Origin of the sequence: Acetobacter sp. P1H12_c (genome assembly GCF_018811975.1) — a bacterium.
In the GTDB taxonomy this organism is placed as follows: domain Bacteria; phylum Pseudomonadota; class Alphaproteobacteria; order Acetobacterales; family Acetobacteraceae; genus Acetobacter; species Acetobacter persici.
Genome location: NZ_JACRVR010000016.1, coordinates 18,427 through 36,567 on the forward strand (window position 1 = coordinate 18,427; position 18,141 = coordinate 36,567).

Sequence of the window (18,141 nt, forward strand, 5' to 3'; positions counted from 1 at the left end):
AAATTATGAAGGTAGGCTGGTTATATATGTCATTTTGACATATAGAGACCGGGCTGCTCATTCTTCAGGAAAACTTATTGTTGCAGATTTTGTGTAGGCACGAAAATATATAAATTTAGAAAATATCCCCCTGTTTTTATAGTTGAAAAGAAGATTTTTATATTACAATGAAAAGAGGGTCGTATAATTACACGCGTGGTTGGTTCTGTGATGCTGAATAAAGCAAGTTCGGAAATCGTATCCCTCTGACGTATCAGCCGAAGAATGGTCGTCTGGTTGTCCCATCTTGCACTGATGCGAGAGGGCGCGGAACAGCGGCGGCACGATTTGCACGAACTGTTCATAGGGTTGCGCTACGGGACCGCATGTCGCGCCATGCCAAACGATATGACGCTCCAGTCAACAGTCGATCAGCAATCTCGTCGCTGGATGAAGGCTGTCTGCTTCGACGTACCGGCGTTTGACTTGCAGGGAGTGCTGGTCGCAAGACCGCCCCTATGGTGACCAACCTTCACCGTTTTTCCCTTATCGCCGCGCTTCGATTTCCTCGACACAAGCACGCAGTGCCTGTTCAATCTGTTTTCTTGTCTTCCCGAACCGCCGAGCCGGGACTGGAACGGCTATGGCGTAACGATCGGTCAGCCCGATCTGCACAAGCATCGAAATCGCACAAACGTCTTCGGCATGCTCTTCGAGATCGACGCTGATACCCGTCTTGCGGGTCGTTTTCAGCTCTGCCAACAGGGCATCGACGGAGGTCAGGCTATTCGTCGTGCAGCGGTCCAGCCGTCCTTCCGTGCAACGGATGAGGCGCATCTCATCCAGTTCGGCAAGAAACGCCTTTCCTGGCGCGCTCACATGCAGAGGCAGCCGGGAACCTGGTACAGCCACAATGCGAACCTCCTGATCTGACGGCACCTCTGCCACCAGTTCGACATGGTCCTCGCGCTCAATCCAGAGGTCGACTGTCTCGTGTAATGTCCGTGATAACGCTTCCATATGCGGACGAGCCAGCGCGGCTGCATCAAAGTGAACTGCACGAGCGAGCCGAATAAGACCCGCTCCAAGCCTTACCTTGCCGGTGCAAGTGTCGACGATCTGCTCCGCCTCCAAAGCACGGACAAGACGTGTCACCGTCGTGCGCGGCAGATCTGACGCGCGTGCAATGACAGCGATGGTTAGTCCCTGCGGTGAGTCCTCTAACGTACGCAGGATCGAAGCGGCGCGCGCGATGACCTGACTACCACCTTCAATGATATCATCGCTTTCGTTCATTTTGTCACTTGCTTTGCTAATAGTGAGGATCCATTATTCGGTCACAGTGACCACATAGTGGTTATATTATCATATTCGATACAAATGACAAGCGAGTCATCCATGATACCTTCCACACAGAAGAAAGCTCTTAGTTCAACCGGAAGGATTATCGCCATCCTCGGTATACTGGCGGCGTTCGCGCCTTTAGCCACCGATATGTATCTACCCGGTTTCCCTCAGATGGCTGCATATTTTGCTGTTCCCGAAAGTGGTATCGAGATCACGTTATCAATCTTCTTCCTGGGGTTGGCAGCAGGGCAGGCGATCTATGGACCGGTCATCGATCGTTTCGGCCGGCGAGGACCACTTTTGATCGGCATCGGCCTCTATATTGCCTCAGCAATGCTCTGCCTGCTCGTCGCAGATATCAAAGTCTTTATTGCCCTCCGTTTTCTACAGGCGGTAGGGGGATGCGCGGGCATGATCATCGGTCGTGCCATTGTCACCGATCTCTTCGACGAGCGCGACAGTGCTCGCGCATTCTCCTCGCTTCTACTGGTAATGACATTGGCGCCGATCCTTGCACCAATCCTCGGCGGCTTCATTCTCACCCATGCCGGGTGGAAGGCGATCTTCCTGTTTATGCTGGTGTTCGGGCTTGTTTGCGCCGCGCTGGTCTGGTGTTTCGTGCCGGAGACGCTGGCTCAGGAGGATCGCCGCAAGGAAAGTCCCATTATTATCGCCCGCACATGGCTGGCCCTGATCACCGATCCCGCGTTCATCGTGCCGGCTCTTGTCGGCGGCTTGGCCCAAGCCTGTATGTTCGCCTTCATTACAGGTTCGCCCACCGTGTTCATAAATATACATGGTGCCAGCGCACAGACCTATGGCTTTCTTTTCGCGTTGATCGCCTGCGCACTGATCGTCGCCTCCCAAATCAACAGGATTATGCTCAAATGGAAAAGTCCGGAATTCCTCCTGGGAGCTGCGCTGATTCTCAATGTGGTGGCAGGTGTCATGGCTGTGCTAACCGTTGCCACGGATAGTCTGCCTTTGCTGCTGATAACGCTCTGGTTCGCTATTGGCGCGCTCGGCTTCATTGGTGCAGACGCCGCCGCCATCGCAATGGCGGCAAGCGGCCGGCACGCCGGCAGCGGCTCCGCCCTGATTGGCGTGCTTCAGTTCGGCTGCGCTTTTACAGTCAGTAGTTTGGTTGCGGCCAGCCAGAATGGCACCGCCTATCCCATGACGGCCAACATCGCCGCCTGTGGCGTCCTTGCGACCGGCATCTGGTTCATGACAGCGAAGAAAGTGGCTCAGGCGGTACCAGTCGGTAAAAGGTAGAATCTCAGTAGGTGTTTAGTCCCGTGGTTTGATGATGTGGTATTTTCACGAGAGTGGAAGGAAGCATTATGGGACAGATACGTCATGGGAGCGCCACGACCACGCACGCCGTGCGAGCAGCACTACAGCGATCGCAGGCTTCGCTCGCGTCGCTGAGCGAGGAATTCGGGATCAACCCGAAAACAGTTGCGAAATGGCGGAAGCGTCAGACTGTCGAAGATCAGAAGACAGGCCCTAAAGAGCCGCGCTCAACGGTCCTGTCCGAGACGGACGAAGCGATGATCGTGGCATTTCGCCGGCATACGTTGCTACCGCTGGATGACTGCCTTTATGCCCTGCAGGCCAGCATTCCCCATCTGACACGCTCGGCCCTGCACCGCTGCCTTCAGCGCCACGAGATCTCACGACTGCCGGATATCGCGGGAGACAAGCCCAAACGCCAGCGCTTCAAACGCTACCCGATTGGGTTCTTTCATCTCGATATCGCAGAGGTCCAGACCGCTGAAGGCAAGCTGTACCTCTTCGTTGCCATCGACCGGACAAGCAAATTCGCTGTCACACAACTGGTCGGAAAAGCCGACCGGAAGACAGCCTGGGAATTCCTCGAACATCTCCTGAGTATGATCCCTTATCGGGTTCATACCATTCTGACCGATAACGGCATCCAGTTCGCCGAGCAGCCTCGTAATCGCAATACGGCGTGGTCGCGTCCAATGCGCTTTGACATGATTTGCGAAGCCCACGGGATCGAACTTCGTCTGACGAAACCCAATCATCCCTAGACGAACGGTCAGGTTGAGCGGATGAACCGGACAATCAAGGAAGCAACCGTCAAACGCTTCCATTACGACAGTCATGAGCAGTTGAGGACACACCTCAACGACTTCATGGCAGCCTATAATTTCGGGCGAAGGCTCAAGACCCTGAACGGCCTCACACCTTACGAATACGTCTGCAAAATCTGGACTTCAGAGCCAGAAAGATTCATCATCAATCCAACCCATCAAATCCCGGGACTAAACACCTTATGTGTTTCCAGCCTGTTATGATGGCCTCCTGAACGGCCCCTGGCCAGGGGCCGTTCAGGAGGTGAGATACAGCGCTTAACATCTGGTAGCCTGACCACGTTTTTAGCAGGCTGATCTCGCCTCTCTTCACCGTCTCGAACAGTTGACGGCGGCCCGGTTCCGGGACCGCGAACATAAGAAAGAGAGAGTGATATGGTTGCGCAAACCATTATTGGAATAGATGTGTCCCGAGACTGGCTTGATGGCTTCTGCCTGCCCGAGAAACAGAGATTCCGTTTTCAGAATTCACCTGATGGTTATGCCAGGTTACTGGAAATCCTTCAGGGTATGCCAGACGATCTCAAGGTTGGGTTTGAAGCCACAGGAGGACAGGAATGGGCGCTCTGGCGTATTCTCATAAGTATGGGAATAAATGCGGTCCAGTTGCCACCTGCACAGATCAAAGCTTTCGCATTATCCATGGGAAAAAGAGCGAAGACCGACCAGATCGATGCGGAACTGATTGCACGCTTCATGGCTTTTCGTCCAGAAGCAGGGCGAGCACTGCCCGATGAAAAACTCCAGCGTCTCCGCGCATTGACGGTTCGCAGAGCTCAGATGGTGGATGCACGTAAACGGCTTTCCGCCCAGATTTCGGCGCGCCGCAAGCAGGGTGTCAGCGCTGAACTGGAGGATATGGACAGCACTCTCAAAGCATTTATTGAAACCCAGATCAGCGAGCTCGAACAACGGATTGAAGAAGTCATTGCACAGGGCAAAGAACTCTCAGCCAAAGCAGAACTTCTTCGTTCCATCCCTGGTATCGGCCCGGTATCAGTCGCCATGCTTCTCGCAGAAATGCCAGAACTCGGCCGCATGACAGCGACCGAAGCCGCTGCCATGGCCGGACTTGCACCAATGGCTCATGATAGTGGCGCGATGCATGGGAAACGTGTCATTTCAGGGGGGAGAAGATCTCTCCGCCACGTCCTGTTTCAGGCAGGACTGGCAGCTGCCTGCCATAATCCAGTTCTGAAGGCTGTTGCCAGGCGTATGAAGGAGCGGGGTAAGCCACATAAACTGGTGATCGTCGCTATCGCACGGCGTCTCATCACAATCGCCAACGCCGTACTCAAAACAGGCCTGCCATGGCGCATTAGCTCCGCCGCTTAAACACAGTTGCTAGATAACCTAAAAGGGCGGCAACCATTTGGGCCCATGTTGGGCCCACCATGATGTGATATCTAGTTGTATCCAGTGACAGTCAGTGATATTAAATAACCTGTTATCAACAAGTTAATCAGAACAACCCAGCTATTTAGCTACTACTTATCGCCCTTTCACGGCGGCAACACGGGTTCGAATCCCGTACGGGACGCCATTGTTTTCATTGGCTTTTTTGGCGAAACTCTTCCAAAAAATATTAGTTTTTGCACCATTTTTGCACCATCGCGAGGAACGTCGTAGTATCTTCTCATGGTGGAAGATATCAACACGCCGGCAGGTGATGTCATGAGCGGGCGTACAGATCCCGCCACAGGCAAGGCTTTACCGCGCGGCGTAAGCTATCGTGGCCCCAGGCAATACATGACCCGTAAGGTGGTCGATGGCCGCCGGGTGCAGCAGACTTTCTCCACTGCGGCACAGGCCCGACGCTGGCTCAATGAAACAGCCGCCAAAGCAGAGCTTGGCCAGTTCACAGATACACGCCCTCTCGACAAGATGACGATTGGCACACTTGTTGAACGGTATCGCGATGAGTGCATGGCCGATCGGAAAGCTGACAGGATCGGGCATATCCCGGCCATTCTGCGCGACACCGTACTGTCTTCGGTACGATTATCGAAATTCTCAGCCGCAGACGTCCGTGGCTTCCGTGAACGTATGACCGCGGCCGGATATGCAGCCGCGACTGTGGTGAAACGCCTTAATCTTTTGGCCTCTATTATCCAGCATGCCATCTCGGAATGGGATATCGCCATCGTCAATCATGCGTCTGGCCGCGTTGTAAAACGACCCGAGGGGGCTGACAAAAAGCGTAACCGACGCCTCAAGGAAAATCGGGACTCTTCCCTTCCTGGAGAATTTGAACGCCTGATTGAAGCCGTCAGCGCCTCCCCTCACCCGGATGATGTCTGGCTTGTGCGATGGTCGATTGAGCAAGGCACACGCCGGGGCGAAGCCCTCCAGCTTCGCTGGGGCGACATTGACCTTCAGCGTCGCACCCTGAAGCTGGGCGGCGAAAGCGGAAAGACCAAGACGCATCGCCATCAGGAAGAGCACGGGCCAGAGATACCCCCCCTCACGCCGGGGGCACGTCGCCTCCTGATCGAGAAGCTTGCAACGCTTCCGTATCAGCCCAAGCCAACACAGCGCCTCTTTGATGTCGGGTCTGAAGCGGCGTTCAGTGTTCGATATGGCCGTATGGTACGAGAGGCCGGACTGAAAGATCTGACCTTTCACGACCTGAGACATGAAGCAACCAGCCGGTTAGCAAAATTGCTGCCCAATCCGCTCGACCTCAAACGCGTGACCGGTCATCGCGACCTGAAATCACTGGATCGCTATTATCAGCCCGTTCCTGAAGACATCAGTCGTCAGATTGAAGAGGCTGAACGTGTATTGGGTATGCTGTCAGAAGAGAAACTGCTGAAGGACTGAGGTCTCTTCATCTCCAGTCAGATCCCCCTCACTTCGCCAGAAAATGAAATGAAAGATCAGAGAAAGAATTTTCTTTCTCTGATCTCTCGTCCTGTGCTATCAGGTTTTCACGGTTCAACACCGTTCTTCTCCCCCCAAAAAACAATCTGGAATCTTGTGTCTTTTGGGGAGTCCTGCATCCTTGGCCCAGTCACCCGTCACGCCTAAAGTTTTGCGCTATCGCGATGCCGCAACCTATCTGGGCATTAGCCATGGCCGATTACGGAATCTGGTCAGCGAGGGACGTGGTCCAGCTTCCGTAACCTATGGCAAACGGGACAGGGCTTTTCCAATCGCCGCTCTGGATGCGTTTATCGATCAGCGGACAACTGGCTATCAACCCGCTACGCCAGAACCCGTCACGGTCAAACGTCGACCTGGCCGTCCCCGCAAGACCGAACAACGCAGTCAGAAACAGATGGCGCATTGGACCGCAGTCATGATGGCACTGTTCATGACCTATCTTCTTTGGGCCTATGGTTTTCTTGGTCTTGCAACAGGTTTCATGACAAACTGAGAACCATTAAAAAAACAGCACTCCTCGCTTTTGCCCGCGAGAAAACAAGCCTGTCATATCCGGAAGGTTCTGTTCGCTCTCTGGGTACAATACAGATGCATCAGATATTCTGACGATCACCAAAATGTACACTGAAGATAACTTCCGCTTACGTCTCTACGGAATTCAGAAACACCGGCCTCTCTTTCTTCATTGAAGTGCCTATCTCCAATTTCGGGGTACGGGAGCCAATTTTGACCTGACCTTTTCCCAACATAAACGGCACCTGAACAAGCCAACGCAGGTCACCCTTCATTCCTTTCGCCATCTGGTTTCAACAACGCTCAGAAATCAGGAAAGTCACATTCGAGAGCTTTGGCTTCATGACCTGTTAGGCCGTGAAGCCACCCATAACCGCCAGGACACAACCCAAAGAAAGATTCACCTTCGCTCAACCGAACACCTCTTTCCAATCAATGTATGACAGGAAATCGGTCGCTTAATTCAAGGCCCAACAGCGTGACGTCGGCACATTCTGATCTGTCTGGGGATTAGGTGCAGTTAACACACACAACACCGTCTGCTTACGCCCTTCTATTGTTAAAAGAACCCCTTGCCCCGAATAGTCCGTCGTGCTGATGACCTTGAAGCCCTTGTTCAATAACTCGGTCAAAGACATCGGGAGCGGTTTCAACATCGTGGGAACCGCTAAAGGACTATAGGGAGATTTCACACCTGATTGTGGCAACCAGTCCCCCGATGACTGGGCAAAACAACCAACAGGCCCTAAAAGACCAAGAGCTGTCGCGAGGATAAAACTGGCTTTTCGCATGAGACTTTTCCCTTCTAATGCTGCCATAGCCTGTAACGGACTGTCTCCTGTCTATCATACCAGACTGTAAGGGAGAACTTCTGTGAAACACGCGCCTTTGGAAGCCCAAGCACGCACCTTGGAAGCCACGGGCGCTTACCGGGTCTTACGTCGTATCGCACCCCTTCCGCTTGAGACGCAGGGGCCACGTGATCACACCCGTATAGGCCTTTTTCTGGATCTGGAAACGACCGGCCTCGACCCGGCCTGTCATGAAATCATCGAATTCGGGATGGTGCCGTTTGTCTATACGCTGGATGGCCGCATTCTCGGCACCTTACCAGCCTTCAATCGTCTGAGAGAGCCTTCCCACCCCATCCCTCCCGAAATAACCGCCCTCACCGGCATCACACAGGAGATGGTTGCAGGTAAAACCATAGCCCCTGAAGAGGTCGCCCAGTTCGCGACACAGGCAGCCCTCATCGTTGCCCATAATGCCAGATTTGACAGGCTGTTTGCCGAACGCTTCTGGGAGGGGTTTTCCACAGTGCCCTGGGCCTGCTCCATGGAAGATGTGCCCTGGCAGGCAGAAGGCTTTGAAGGGCGCAGCCTTGGCTATCTCGTCATGCAGGCCGGATGGTTTTTTGATGGACACCGGGCCACCGATGATTGTCTGGCTGGTGTTACCCTGCTCACCACACGTCTGCCTAAAACACAGACCCCAGCCCTCTCCGCCCTGCTTCAGGAAGCGCGGCAACCCCGCTGGCAGATCTGGGCAGAAAATGCGCCTTTTGATCTCAAAGAGAAACTCAAGGCCCGTGGCTACCGCTGGAATGACGGCACCGATGGTCGCCCCAAAGCGTGGTTTACGGAAGTGCCACAAGCCCAAAAAGAAGACGAACTGCATTTCCTGAAAACGGAAATCTATCTTCGTGAGGTCGCTCTACTCACCCGTGAAATTACCGCATGGGATCGTTTCTCACACCGCGCCTGAAACACACCTTTCCATTCTCATCCTCCCTTACTCTTCGGCATGACAACAGCAGACTGACGGCAATCGCCCTCAAAGCAGAAAAATTCAGCAGAGCTTGCCTGAATTTGTTTTTTTTGGTGACCGCTCAAAGTACAGTCACGTCGAAGGTTGTCGAGGTTCGCGGCTATTTTCTGGGTGGTTGATGAAGCGCGTCGTGAGCAGCAGAACGCCATGAAATAACGCGAGCACTCCAAATGCTTCCGCAAAAGCCTCTGATGGGATATGAGACGGACCGGTTGTCGCGAGCCGCCATCCAAGGAATGTGGCGCACACCGTGGTCAACGTCGGCCCCCCGATCCTTTGCATGATGTTCAGCGCAGTCGTTGCCATCGGAATATCTGGGCGTGCGATCGAAGCATATCCCGCGCTCATCGCCGGAATGCCCACGGCTCCTCCGCCACCACCGCGCAGAAGCAGGGCGACGCTCAGCAGGGCAACGTTCAGACCGCTATAGGCAAGCACCACCAAAATCACTGTTCCGACCAACGAGATAAGAGCCCCGCAACCGGTCAGATCGCGCGCGTCAAACCGGTCACTCAGACGCCCAATGAGCGGATAGACGCACATCATCCCCAGACCCAGGGGTGCCATGAACAGGCCCGTCCGCTCGGGCGAGACACCGCAGGCGTGGATCAGCCATATGGGTAGAAGCATCTGACCAGCGAACGATACCCCGTTCGTCAGAAACATGATGATCGCCGACACCGAAAAGGCAGGCGCACGCAGCAGGCGCAGGTCGATCAGCGCGTCATCACCCTTGCGTCGCGCGGATCGGACATACAGGACGAACAGCACGAGGGACGCGCCTAAGGTCGCCTGTCCATAAGGCCGGGCGACATGATCCATGCCGTAAAGAAACGAGACGAGAGCGGGCGCGAGAAATCCTAGCCCTGTCAGGTCAAGTGGACGGAAACGCTCGTCATGTCGATCGTCAGGGAGAAACAGAACGGCAAGGGCAAAAGCCGCAAGCCCGACCGGCACATTGAGAAGAAAAATCCATCGCCAGGACGCGACGGAGAGAATGGCACCGGCGACGACGGGTCCAAGAAGCGGCGCGAGCAGAACAGGTGCCGTCATCGCGCTCGCGACCCTCGGCATCTGTCGGCCCGCCACACGAGCTACTGTCATCTGCGCCATAGGGGCGAGCAGTCCGCCCGCCATGCCTTGCAGCAGCCGGAATACGATCAGGGACGGCGCAGACCACGCTAGTGCGCACAGGCCTGATGTCAGCGTGAAGGCACCGAAGCACCATAAATAGACCGCTCGCCCCCCGAGGCGGCTTACGAGCCATCCATTCAGTGGCAACGTCAGGGCGAGCGCCAGCAGATAGCCGCTGACCACCCATTGAATGTGTGAAAACGGAGCGTGCAGGGTCGCGACGAGATCTGGTAGCGACACATTGACGATCGTGGCGTCCAGTTGCGCCATGAAAGATCCGACCGCCGCGACGCTCACGATTTTCCAGGTGCCCGGAGGCAGTTGATCCGGGTCTAAGGCTGGCAACGACGTTCTGGCGTTCATGAATGATCTCGCGGGAAACCGTGAGACGCGCAGACATGAGCCATGCGTTTACGCATCCAGCGCGATCGCGTCGCTCGTCGTCACCCGGCCAAGACGGGGAAAAATCTCTTCGCAGGCAAAGCGCTGCATCTCTTCGGTGAATGTGGACATGATATCCTCGACGAGCACGACGTTATATCCGTGCTCATGCGCCGCTCTGGCGGTAGATTCCACACCCAGATTGGTGGCGATTCCACCGACCACGATGGTCGTGATCCCGCGTCGCCGCAGTTGGAGGTCAAGATCCGTGCCGTAGAAGGCACCCCATTGCCGTTTCGTGATACGCAGATCATTCGGTCCGGCGAGCCCGTCAACCAGTTCGGTCCAGTCGGGAGCAAAGCCTCCGGGCGGCGAAAAGGAGCGATCGACGACCGCATGCACCGCGTCCGCGAAATCGGGCGCGAACGCGACATTCACCAGAATGACGGGAGCACCGGCGGCCCGGAAACGCGCCGCGAGTTCTTTCGATCGTTCGACGATCGTGGCCCCCGGTATCGGGGCCAAAGGCAGTCCCGTGATTCCCTTCTGGAGATCGATCAGGACGAGGGCCGTCCGGGTGGGCGGAAGTGAAATCATGGCGTGAGCTTCCCTGTTGACGTTCGCGCGACCGTCCCGAAGCGTTGTCCAGACCGCACGGAACCGTTAGAAGTTGAGCATATACTCAAACAGGAGCATTATTTGAGGATGGACTCAAATACGTCAAGAGCAAAACGGACACCTCTTCAGCCGCTACGCTCGGCCGGACGCCAGCGCGTCGAGGAACTGCTCGCGGCTGCGTCCGACCTGATGGCGGAACGCGGTTACGAGGCGACGACCATGGCGGAGATCGCCGCGCGCGCCGGGGCGAAGATCGGCTCGCTCTATCGCTTCTTTCCGAACAAGGAGGCTGTGGCGGACGCTCTGGTGCAGCGGCATATCGCCATTCTGGAAGACGAATACGCAGCACTTGCCAAACGTGCGGCCACGCTTTCGCCGGAAGCGTTGGCGGATATCCTGATCGAACTGCTTGTCACGCTTCATCCGCGTGTGAAATCGCTGTCCGCCCTGATGGAGGCGCGGACTGACAAGATGGAGATCCGCGACCGCGCGCGAGGTCATGCCGTGGCCGGAATTGCGGCGGCTCTGCGCGTGTGTGCGCCGGGACTGGATGAGGCGCTGGCGAAAGACATCGCGGCGGTCGTTCTGAACACCATGAAAGTCTTGCGCGGCATGCTCGCGAACGACGCGCCCACGACGTCGGGCGCGCCCGATGAGTTGCGGCGGATGAACCGACTTTATCTTTCCGACAGGCTGGCGCCGTTCCGGCGCGGTTCAGACAGCGCAACGGATGGAAAGACACGCTAAATGCGAACCGGAGACGAAGCCACACTCTCCCGGTGTGATGCGTCCTTCGACTGACGACGCGAGAGATCGGCCGCACTTGCGAAGTGCGAGATGCGCAGCGGCGGCTTCCGCCTCATTTCGGTCATAAACAGGGGCGTTTAAGTTTTTGGAAAGCAGACATGATCGATCAAGTGCGTACGAGTGTTTTGTAGTCAGATTCTGTAATGCCCATTGCCATGTAGGCGCGCTTGGTCTGGGCTTCCCTGATCGTGTCCAGCGACAGTCCGTTTGCGAGCATGTCCTCAATTAGGTCGATATGCAGGGCTGCCAGAAGAGCGTGGGCGTTATAAAGGGCCGCACCCTCCGGCGGCGAGCCCGTCCCTTCCTCGATGAACCTCGCGGTCACCCCAAGCATCCAGCGATAATGCGGCGATTGCAGAATGCCCGGACCGAATTCGAGCGCCCGGATCAGGTGGCGGTTGTCGAGCTTGAACGTCAAGATCAGGTCAAGAAACGCTGCAAGACGCTGTTGCGGTAAGGTATCTTGCCGGAAAGGAGCCGCACCACTCTCCACGCTTGCCCGTAGAGCTTCGATCTTTGTGGCCCAGAGAGCGTCGAGCAATCCCGCGCGACTACCGAACGCGCGGAACAGTGTTCCCTTCCCGACACTGCATGCCGCCGCAATGGCATCCATGGTCACACGTTCAGGCCCATCAGCCTGTGCAAAGAGGATATCGGCGGCCTCAAGCATGCGGGTCGTGGCGGTTGGCGGCCGTCCGCGACGAACTACTTGATTTTCGGACTTGTGGTCCGATATATAATGTAAATCTGGACTCATGGTCCGGAAATCATATCAAGGAAGCACCATGTCACCAACATCCGAACTGCCAGACTGGCTCGAAAATGCACTAGACGCACTTCGCGCAGGTGATATCGCGGGCTGGATGGCGATCTACGCAGCCGACGCATGCCATGAATTTCCGTTCGCGCCCGAGGGCGCCCCGCGTAAGCTGATCGGACGGGACGCCATTGCGGCCTATATGGCCCATCTGCCATCTATAATCCGGTTCGGTGCGCTGAGCGACATTCGCGTCCGTAGCGCTGGCAACGAACTGATTGTTGAGGCAACGGGCCATCATGAACGCGTTGTCGACGATAGCACAAAGAGCTTGTCCTACGTCTGGTTCATCGAAAGGCGTGACGCGAAGGTCACTCGGATACGCGACTATATGAACCCACTTCAGCTTGCAGCGATTGTCTCAGACTGAATGACACAAGCTGGCATGGCGTCCCCAGAAGACTAACTGTCGGAACGGACGGCTTGAATGGGGCTGCTCTCGCCTACATCTCGGACAATCCGAAATACAAACAACTGATCTTAAAGCGGATGACGCTGCCCAATCTTGCCTGGGTCATTTTTATTTTCTCAGGCGAGTATCCATGCACGACGGGTTCAGTTCGATCCGAACTAACGTTTCCTCTCTGAAGACTTGATGAAACGCGTGGTAAGCAACAGAGCGCCATGGAATAACGCAAGCAATCCAAATGTTTCGGCATAAGCCTCCGATGCGACATGGGATGGAGCGATTGTCGCAAGCCGCCACCCGAGGAATGTGGCGCACGCTGTGATCAATGTCGGTCCCCCAATCCTTTGCATGATGTTCAGCGCAGTCGTTGCCATCGGAATATCTGGGCGTGCGATCGAAGCATATCCCACGCTCATCGCCGGAATACCGACAGCGCCCCCACCTCCGCCACGCAGCAACAATGCTAAGGCGAGCAGGACGACGTTCAGACCGTTATAGGCGAGCAACGCTAAAATCAGTGTGCCAACAAAGGACAAAAGAGCCCCGCAACCGGTCAGATCGCGCGCGTCAAACCGGTCACTCAGACGGCCAATGAGCGGATAGACGCACATCATCCCCACACCCAGGGGTGCCATGAACAGGCCCGTCCGCTCGGGCGAGACACCGCAGGCGTGAATCAGCCATACGGGTAGAAGCACCTGACCAGCGAACGACACCCCGTTCGTCAGAAACATGATGATCGCCGACACCGAAAAGGCAGGCGCACGCAGCAGGCGCAGGTCGATCAGCGCGTCATCGCCCTTGCGTCGCGCGGATCGGACATACAGGACGAACAGTACGAGGGACGCGCTTAAGGTCGCCTGTCCATAAAGCCGGGCGACATGATCCATGCCGTAAAGAAACGAGACGAGAGCGGGAGCGAGAAATCCTAGCCCTGTCAGGTCAAGTGGACGGGGGCGCTCGTCATGCCGATCGTCAGGGAGAAACAGAACGGCAAGGGCAAAAGCCGCAAGCCCGACCGGCACATTGAGAAGAAAGATCCATCGCCAGGACGCGATGGAGAGAATGGCACCGGCGACGACGGGTCCAAGAAGCGGAGCGAGCAGAACAGGTGCCGTCATTACGCTCGCGACCCTCGGCATCTGTCGGCCCGCGACACGCGCCACCGTCATCTGCGCCATAGGGGCAAGCAGACCGCCCGCCATACCTTGCAACAGACGGAGTACGATCAGGGACGGCGCAGACCACGCCAGCGCGCACAGGCCTGATGTCAGCGTGAAGGCACCGAAGCACCATAAATAGACTGCCCGCCCCCCGAGGCGACTTACGAGCCATCCATTCAGCGGCAACGTCAGGGCGAGTGCCAGCAGATAACCGCTGACCACCCATTGAATGTGTGAAAACGGAGCGTGCAGGGTCGCGACAAGATCGGGGAGCGACACATTGACGATCGTGGCGTCCAGTTGCGCCATGAAAGATCCGACCGCCGCGACGCTCACGATTTTCCAGGTGCCCGGAGGCAGTTGATCCGAACCCTGGGATGGCAACGATGTTCTGGTGTTCATGAACGATCTCGCCGGGAACCGTGAGACGCGCAGACATCCACCATGCGCTTACGCGTCCAGTGCGATTGCGTCGCTTGTCGTCACGCGGCCAAGGCGGGGGAAAATCTCCTCGCAGGCAAAGCGCTGCATCTCTTCGGTGAATGTGGACATGACATCCGTGGCGAGCACGACGTTATATCCATGCTCATGAGCCGCCCTGGCGGTAGATTCCACGCCCAGATTGGTCGCGATTCCGCCCAGTACAATGGTCGAGATACCGCGTCGTCTTAACTGAAGATCGAGATCCGTGCCGTAGAAGGCACCCCATTGCCGCTTCGTGACACACAGATCGGTCGGTTCGGCAAGCCCGTCGACCAGTTCAGCCCAGTCTGGTGCGAAGCCGCCAGGCGGTGAAAAGGAGCGATCGACAGTCGCATGCACGGCATCGGCAAAATCAGGCGCGAACGCTACATTAACCAAAATGACCGGAGCCCCGGCGCTCCGGAAGCGGGCTGCGAGTGCTTTCGATCGCTCAACAATCGCAGTACCCGGTGTGGGAGCCAGGGGAAGCCCCGTGATGCCCTTCTGGAGATCGATCAGGACGAGGGCCGTCCTGCTGGCTGAGAGTGAAATCATGGCAAGACCTTCCCTGTTGACGTTTAACCGTCATCCCGAACCGTTGTCCGAAACACGCGGAAACGTTAGTAAGTTGAGTAAGCACTCAAGCAGGGGTATTATTTGAGGATGGACTCAAATTCGTCAAGAGGTAAACGGACGTCTCTTCAGCCGATGCGCGCGGCTGGGCGTCAGCGCGTCGAGGAATTACTGGAGGCCGCGTCCGACCTCATGGCGGAACGAGGGTACGAAGCTACGACCATGGCGGAGATCGCCGCGAGCGCCGGGGCAAAAGTCGGCTCGCTCTATCGTTTCTTTCCAAACAAGGAGGCGGTGGCGGACGCTCTGGTGCAACGGCACATCGCTGTTCTGGAAGACGAATATGCCGCACTCGCCAAACGTGCCGCCACACTATCCCCGGACGCTCTGGCGGACGTCCTGATCGAATTGCTTGTCACGCTTCATCCTCGTGTGAAATCCCTGTCCGCGCTGATGGAAGCACGGACTGACAAGATGGAGATCCGCGAACGTGCGCGCGGACATGCGATAGCCGGGATTGCGGCGGCACTTCGTGTCTGTGCGCCAGGCCTAGATGAGGCGTTGGCGAAAGACATCGCGGCCGTCGTTCTAAACATTATGAAAGTGCTGCGCAGCATGCTGGCGAAGGACGCCCCCACGACATCTGGCGCGCCTGACGAATTGCGACAGATGCACCGTCTCTATCTAACGGACCGACTACAGCCGTTTCGGCGTACTCCAGACGGTATAACGGACGCAGAGCCATAATTTCGCAGACTGGTGCAGCCAGGGTTTCAAACACCAATTTCATCGCACCTCAAGTGAGGATGCTAAATGGATGCGAGAAAGCCGGGGAGAACTAACACAGTTTTGACGCGAAAATCTCGTGCCCGGCAATGGCCAATTGCTTAGCAGGTAGGCGGCAGTCGCCTCTTTTAAGACATTCATTGACCTTGAAAGTCTGCCCGTAACCAGACACTGTTTACGGCGATAAAGTCACTCCACGCTACGAGCGTGCATCATGCTGACTATGCCTGCCGAGCACGGTTTTATGAGCCAGCCGATCTTTCTCTTCGCATCAGACTTTCACGAGTTTGATGGCGCGCTCGGGACAGGCCTTTACACAGAGACCGCAGGCACGGCACTGATCGGCATGAGGCGTATACGCGACCATTCCGCCATGAACATGGCTTTTGATCTTTCCAACGAATGAGAGCTTCCGATAGTCCGAATTGTCGATCTTTCGTACTTCGAAAACATTGTAAGGACACACGGCGACACAGGCGTCTTTTCCCTCACAGCGATTGAAATCCACAATCGGGACGACCAGCCTTGTTCGACTCTCTTCCAGGCATTTAGGTGTGCTCATTGCTTTTTCCCCGTTTCCGGTCGTTTCGATACCGTTCATTTGACGCTCTGCTGCAAATTCCGATTTTGGCGAAGTTCCCGCGCGAACATCTCAAGCGTAGTCGTCGGCCTCCCCAGTTTTTCCCACGTCTCCCCGGCGTAAAACGGATCTTCGTGATCTCCGAAATAGGCGAACAGATGCGCCACGAACTTCATTTTCGGGTTGAAAAGGCCAATCATCCGCATAACCCAGAGTGGCGCCACGCGAATTTTGAGAGAGGGATCGTAGTTTTTTACAAAACGCTTCAGCGCCTGTCTGACGGAGATCGCTTCCGGTCCCTGTACCGGGCAATGTTCTGGCATTACCTGAGGATTCTGAAACGCCTCGACCACCCATCGTGCGTAATCCGCGGCACTGATCCACCAGATTTTGACGCGCGTATTCCCAATCCACTGAATCGCACGTCCGCTGATCATGAAAGGCAGCAACTCCATGAAATGGGTCGGCGCGAAGAAGGTATGCCGGATACCGGTGTCCGCAATGCTCCTGTGCCCTTCCATACGGATAATATTGGGCACGACATTCTGTTTGATGTTTGTGAGCGCCGGTGGATAAGCACCAAGAGCACCGATCTTGGCAATATACCGGATATCCAGCCCCTGTATGGCCGTCATCAGGTTTTGCACACCTTCGCGCTCTTCATAAAAGAGAAGATTCGGGTCTGCCGTTTCGGTCGCGAGATTGATGTAGAGCGCGTCTACCCCGTTGAGCGCTGCGTGTAGGCTTGGAACATCCCGCAGATCGGCCTGAACGATCTCGACAGTATCCGGAAGCATCCGGCGTGCCTTATCTGGCGAGCGAACGATGGCACGAACTTCGAAATGTCTGGATAGTTCGGTTGTAACCGGTGCGCCAAGTCGGCCTGTCGCACCAATGACAGCTATTTTTCTGATCGGTTTCATGGTGTGTCCTGATCCATGGATGCAAAAGTTGTTCTGAGTTTCTCAGGGTCGTAATGCCGGTTTATGGCGGTGTTGCTGAGGCCGATCCCGCGCAGCAGGAAACGGACCGTGTTTTCGACCAGCTTGTCGCGTGTCACGCCATATTCGACGACCGTGATGTCGGGCAGGCTAATCAGATGCAGCGTGTTCGCCAGATGATGGACGAACCAGATTTCGGCACTGCCGGTCTGAACACCGTCCTCCATATCGCCAGCGTCCTGCGCAACCCGGAAAGATCGTTCGAAAACGCCGATCCAGGGCTTCACATGCCGATCGAGGAAAGCCTTTGCGAACTGTCCGTCGCCCAGCAGACTGGCCGTGACAAGCCGTTTGGTATCATCGTGAGACTGCGTATCCCCGATGCCCGGAAAGACCGCCTGCACGAGCAGGGCAACACCTTTGACCAGTGTTGCCGTCGAAGGCGCTGCTTCGGCAAGAAGACGGCTACCGACGGCGTTGGCTTCTACGCAATGAGATTCAAGTTCCGCGTAAAGCTCCTCCTTACTGGCAAAGTGCCGGTAAAGAAGGGCCTCGGAGACACCCGCCGCTCTCGCGATCTCTTTTGTGGTCGCCCCCTCCCGACCAAGCCGGGCGAAAACGGGGGCTGCTGCTGACAGGATCGCCTGCCTGCGATCCGTCGCGGAAAGTCTGGAAGGGCGTGAGGGCATGGTTTCTCCTTACAGAGAAATCATAAGTGAGTATTCACTTACATGCAAGCGCCTTATGACACCTCGCTGTATATGACCAGGAGCGGACCGTCGGCTTTCCCCCCATTGC

The 18,141-nt window shown here is 56.1% G+C and carries 17 protein-coding genes and 1 pseudogene; 9 read left to right on the forward strand and 9 right to left on the reverse strand.

Translation table 11 applies throughout. The annotated features are described in order from the left end of the window. Nucleotides 1–525 precede the first annotated feature (525 nt). On the reverse strand, nucleotides 526–1,275 hold the full coding sequence (locus KP699_RS09625) for an IclR family transcriptional regulator (RefSeq protein ID WP_215762442.1): 750 nt from the start codon (nucleotides 1,273–1,275) through the stop codon (nucleotides 526–528). A gap of 102 nt (nucleotides 1,276–1,377) precedes the next feature. Between KP699_RS09625 and KP699_RS09630 the strand changes: the two genes are divergently transcribed. The 6 genes and pseudogenes from KP699_RS09630 to KP699_RS09655 all read left to right on the forward strand — a co-directional run bounded on the left by KP699_RS09630 (nucleotide 1,378) and on the right by KP699_RS09655 (nucleotide 8,609). After that, nucleotides 1,378–2,601 (forward strand): multidrug effflux MFS transporter, encoded by a 1,224-nt coding sequence (locus tag KP699_RS09630; protein WP_215762443.1) that lies wholly within the window; start codon nucleotides 1,378–1,380, stop codon nucleotides 2,599–2,601. Nucleotides 2,602–2,669: 68 nt separating this feature from the next. After that, a pseudogene (locus tag KP699_RS09635) lies at nucleotides 2,670–3,650 on the forward strand (IS481 family transposase). Between the two features lie 171 nt (nucleotides 3,651–3,821). Further along, nucleotides 3,822–4,781 carry an IS110 family transposase gene (locus KP699_RS09640; protein WP_215762444.1) on the forward strand — a complete coding sequence of 320 codons (960 nt, stop codon included), beginning with the start codon at nucleotides 3,822–3,824 and terminating at the stop codon, nucleotides 4,779–4,781. Between the two features lie 339 nt (nucleotides 4,782–5,120). Further along, complete coding sequence (locus tag KP699_RS09645) at nucleotides 5,121–6,269, forward strand: site-specific integrase (protein ID WP_252346923.1); 1,149 nt, start codon at nucleotides 5,121–5,123, stop codon at nucleotides 6,267–6,269. A 181-nt stretch (nucleotides 6,270–6,450) separates the two neighbouring features. Beyond that, a complete protein-coding gene (locus tag KP699_RS09650; RefSeq protein WP_052944628.1) occupies nucleotides 6,451–6,825 on the forward strand; it encodes an AlpA family transcriptional regulator in 375 nt (124 codons plus the stop codon). An 893-nt stretch (nucleotides 6,826–7,718) separates the two neighbouring features. Then, complete coding sequence (locus KP699_RS09655) at nucleotides 7,719–8,609, forward strand: 3'-5' exonuclease (protein WP_061487402.1); 891 nt, start codon at nucleotides 7,719–7,721, stop codon at nucleotides 8,607–8,609. 135 nt (nucleotides 8,610–8,744) lie between these two features. On the opposite strand, the gene KP699_RS09660 is transcribed toward KP699_RS09655, so the two are convergent. Beyond that, nucleotides 8,745–10,169, reverse strand: coding sequence for a DHA2 family efflux MFS transporter permease subunit (locus KP699_RS09660; protein ID WP_215762446.1), 1,425 nt, complete (start codon nucleotides 10,167–10,169; stop codon nucleotides 8,745–8,747). A 48-nt stretch (nucleotides 10,170–10,217) separates the two neighbouring features. Further along, nucleotides 10,218–10,784 (reverse strand): hydrolase, encoded by a 567-nt coding sequence (locus KP699_RS09665; RefSeq protein ID WP_048837086.1) that lies wholly within the window; start codon nucleotides 10,782–10,784, stop codon nucleotides 10,218–10,220. A gap of 108 nt (nucleotides 10,785–10,892) precedes the next feature. Between KP699_RS09665 and KP699_RS09670 the strand changes: the two genes are divergently transcribed. Further along, entirely contained in the window at nucleotides 10,893–11,552 is a 660-nt protein-coding gene (locus KP699_RS09670; protein ID WP_063354547.1) for a TetR/AcrR family transcriptional regulator, read from the forward strand. A gap of 166 nt (nucleotides 11,553–11,718) precedes the next feature. Here the strand turns inward: KP699_RS09670 and KP699_RS09675 are convergent, their stop codons facing one another. Further along, a complete protein-coding gene (locus KP699_RS09675) occupies nucleotides 11,719–12,282 on the reverse strand; it encodes a TetR/AcrR family transcriptional regulator (protein ID WP_063905715.1) in 564 nt (187 codons plus the stop codon). A 115-nt stretch (nucleotides 12,283–12,397) separates the two neighbouring features. On the opposite strand from KP699_RS09675, the gene KP699_RS09680 reads away from it, so the two are divergent. Continuing rightward, a complete protein-coding gene (locus KP699_RS09680; RefSeq protein WP_062454540.1) occupies nucleotides 12,398–12,799 on the forward strand; it encodes a nuclear transport factor 2 family protein in 402 nt (133 codons plus the stop codon). Between the two features lie 200 nt (nucleotides 12,800–12,999). Here KP699_RS09680 and KP699_RS09685 read toward each other — a convergent pair whose 3' ends face one another. Both KP699_RS09685 and KP699_RS09690 read right to left on the reverse strand, forming a co-directional pair. Continuing rightward, complete coding sequence (locus KP699_RS09685; protein WP_215762447.1) at nucleotides 13,000–14,403, reverse strand: DHA2 family efflux MFS transporter permease subunit; 1,404 nt, start codon at nucleotides 14,401–14,403, stop codon at nucleotides 13,000–13,002. A 48-nt stretch (nucleotides 14,404–14,451) separates the two neighbouring features. Next, nucleotides 14,452–15,018: a hydrolase gene (locus KP699_RS09690; RefSeq protein WP_215762448.1), complete on the reverse strand. Its 567-nt coding sequence runs from the start codon at nucleotides 15,016–15,018 to the stop codon at nucleotides 14,452–14,454. Nucleotides 15,019–15,126: 108 nt separating this feature from the next. Between KP699_RS09690 and KP699_RS09695 the strand changes: the two genes are divergently transcribed. Next, on the forward strand, nucleotides 15,127–15,783 hold the full coding sequence (locus KP699_RS09695; RefSeq protein ID WP_215762449.1) for a TetR/AcrR family transcriptional regulator: 657 nt from the start codon (nucleotides 15,127–15,129) through the stop codon (nucleotides 15,781–15,783). Nucleotides 15,784–16,093: 310 nt separating this feature from the next. Here the strand turns inward: KP699_RS09695 and KP699_RS16750 are convergent, their stop codons facing one another. From KP699_RS16750 to KP699_RS09710, 3 genes are read right to left on the reverse strand one after another with little or no spacing between them, the layout of a single operon-like run. Further along, entirely contained in the window at nucleotides 16,094–16,423 is a 330-nt protein-coding gene (locus tag KP699_RS16750; RefSeq protein ID WP_207855217.1) for a ferredoxin family protein, read from the reverse strand. Next, complete coding sequence (locus KP699_RS09705) at nucleotides 16,420–17,325, reverse strand: SDR family oxidoreductase (protein WP_215762450.1); 906 nt, start codon at nucleotides 17,323–17,325, stop codon at nucleotides 16,420–16,422. The genes KP699_RS16750 and KP699_RS09705 overlap by 4 nt, the downstream gene beginning before the upstream one ends. After that, nucleotides 17,322–18,032 carry a TetR/AcrR family transcriptional regulator gene (locus KP699_RS09710; RefSeq protein WP_211566915.1) on the reverse strand — a complete coding sequence of 237 codons (711 nt, stop codon included), beginning with the start codon at nucleotides 18,030–18,032 and terminating at the stop codon, nucleotides 17,322–17,324. Before KP699_RS09710 ends, KP699_RS09705 begins: the two co-directional genes overlap by 4 nt. Nucleotides 18,033–18,141: the final 109 nt, after the last annotated feature.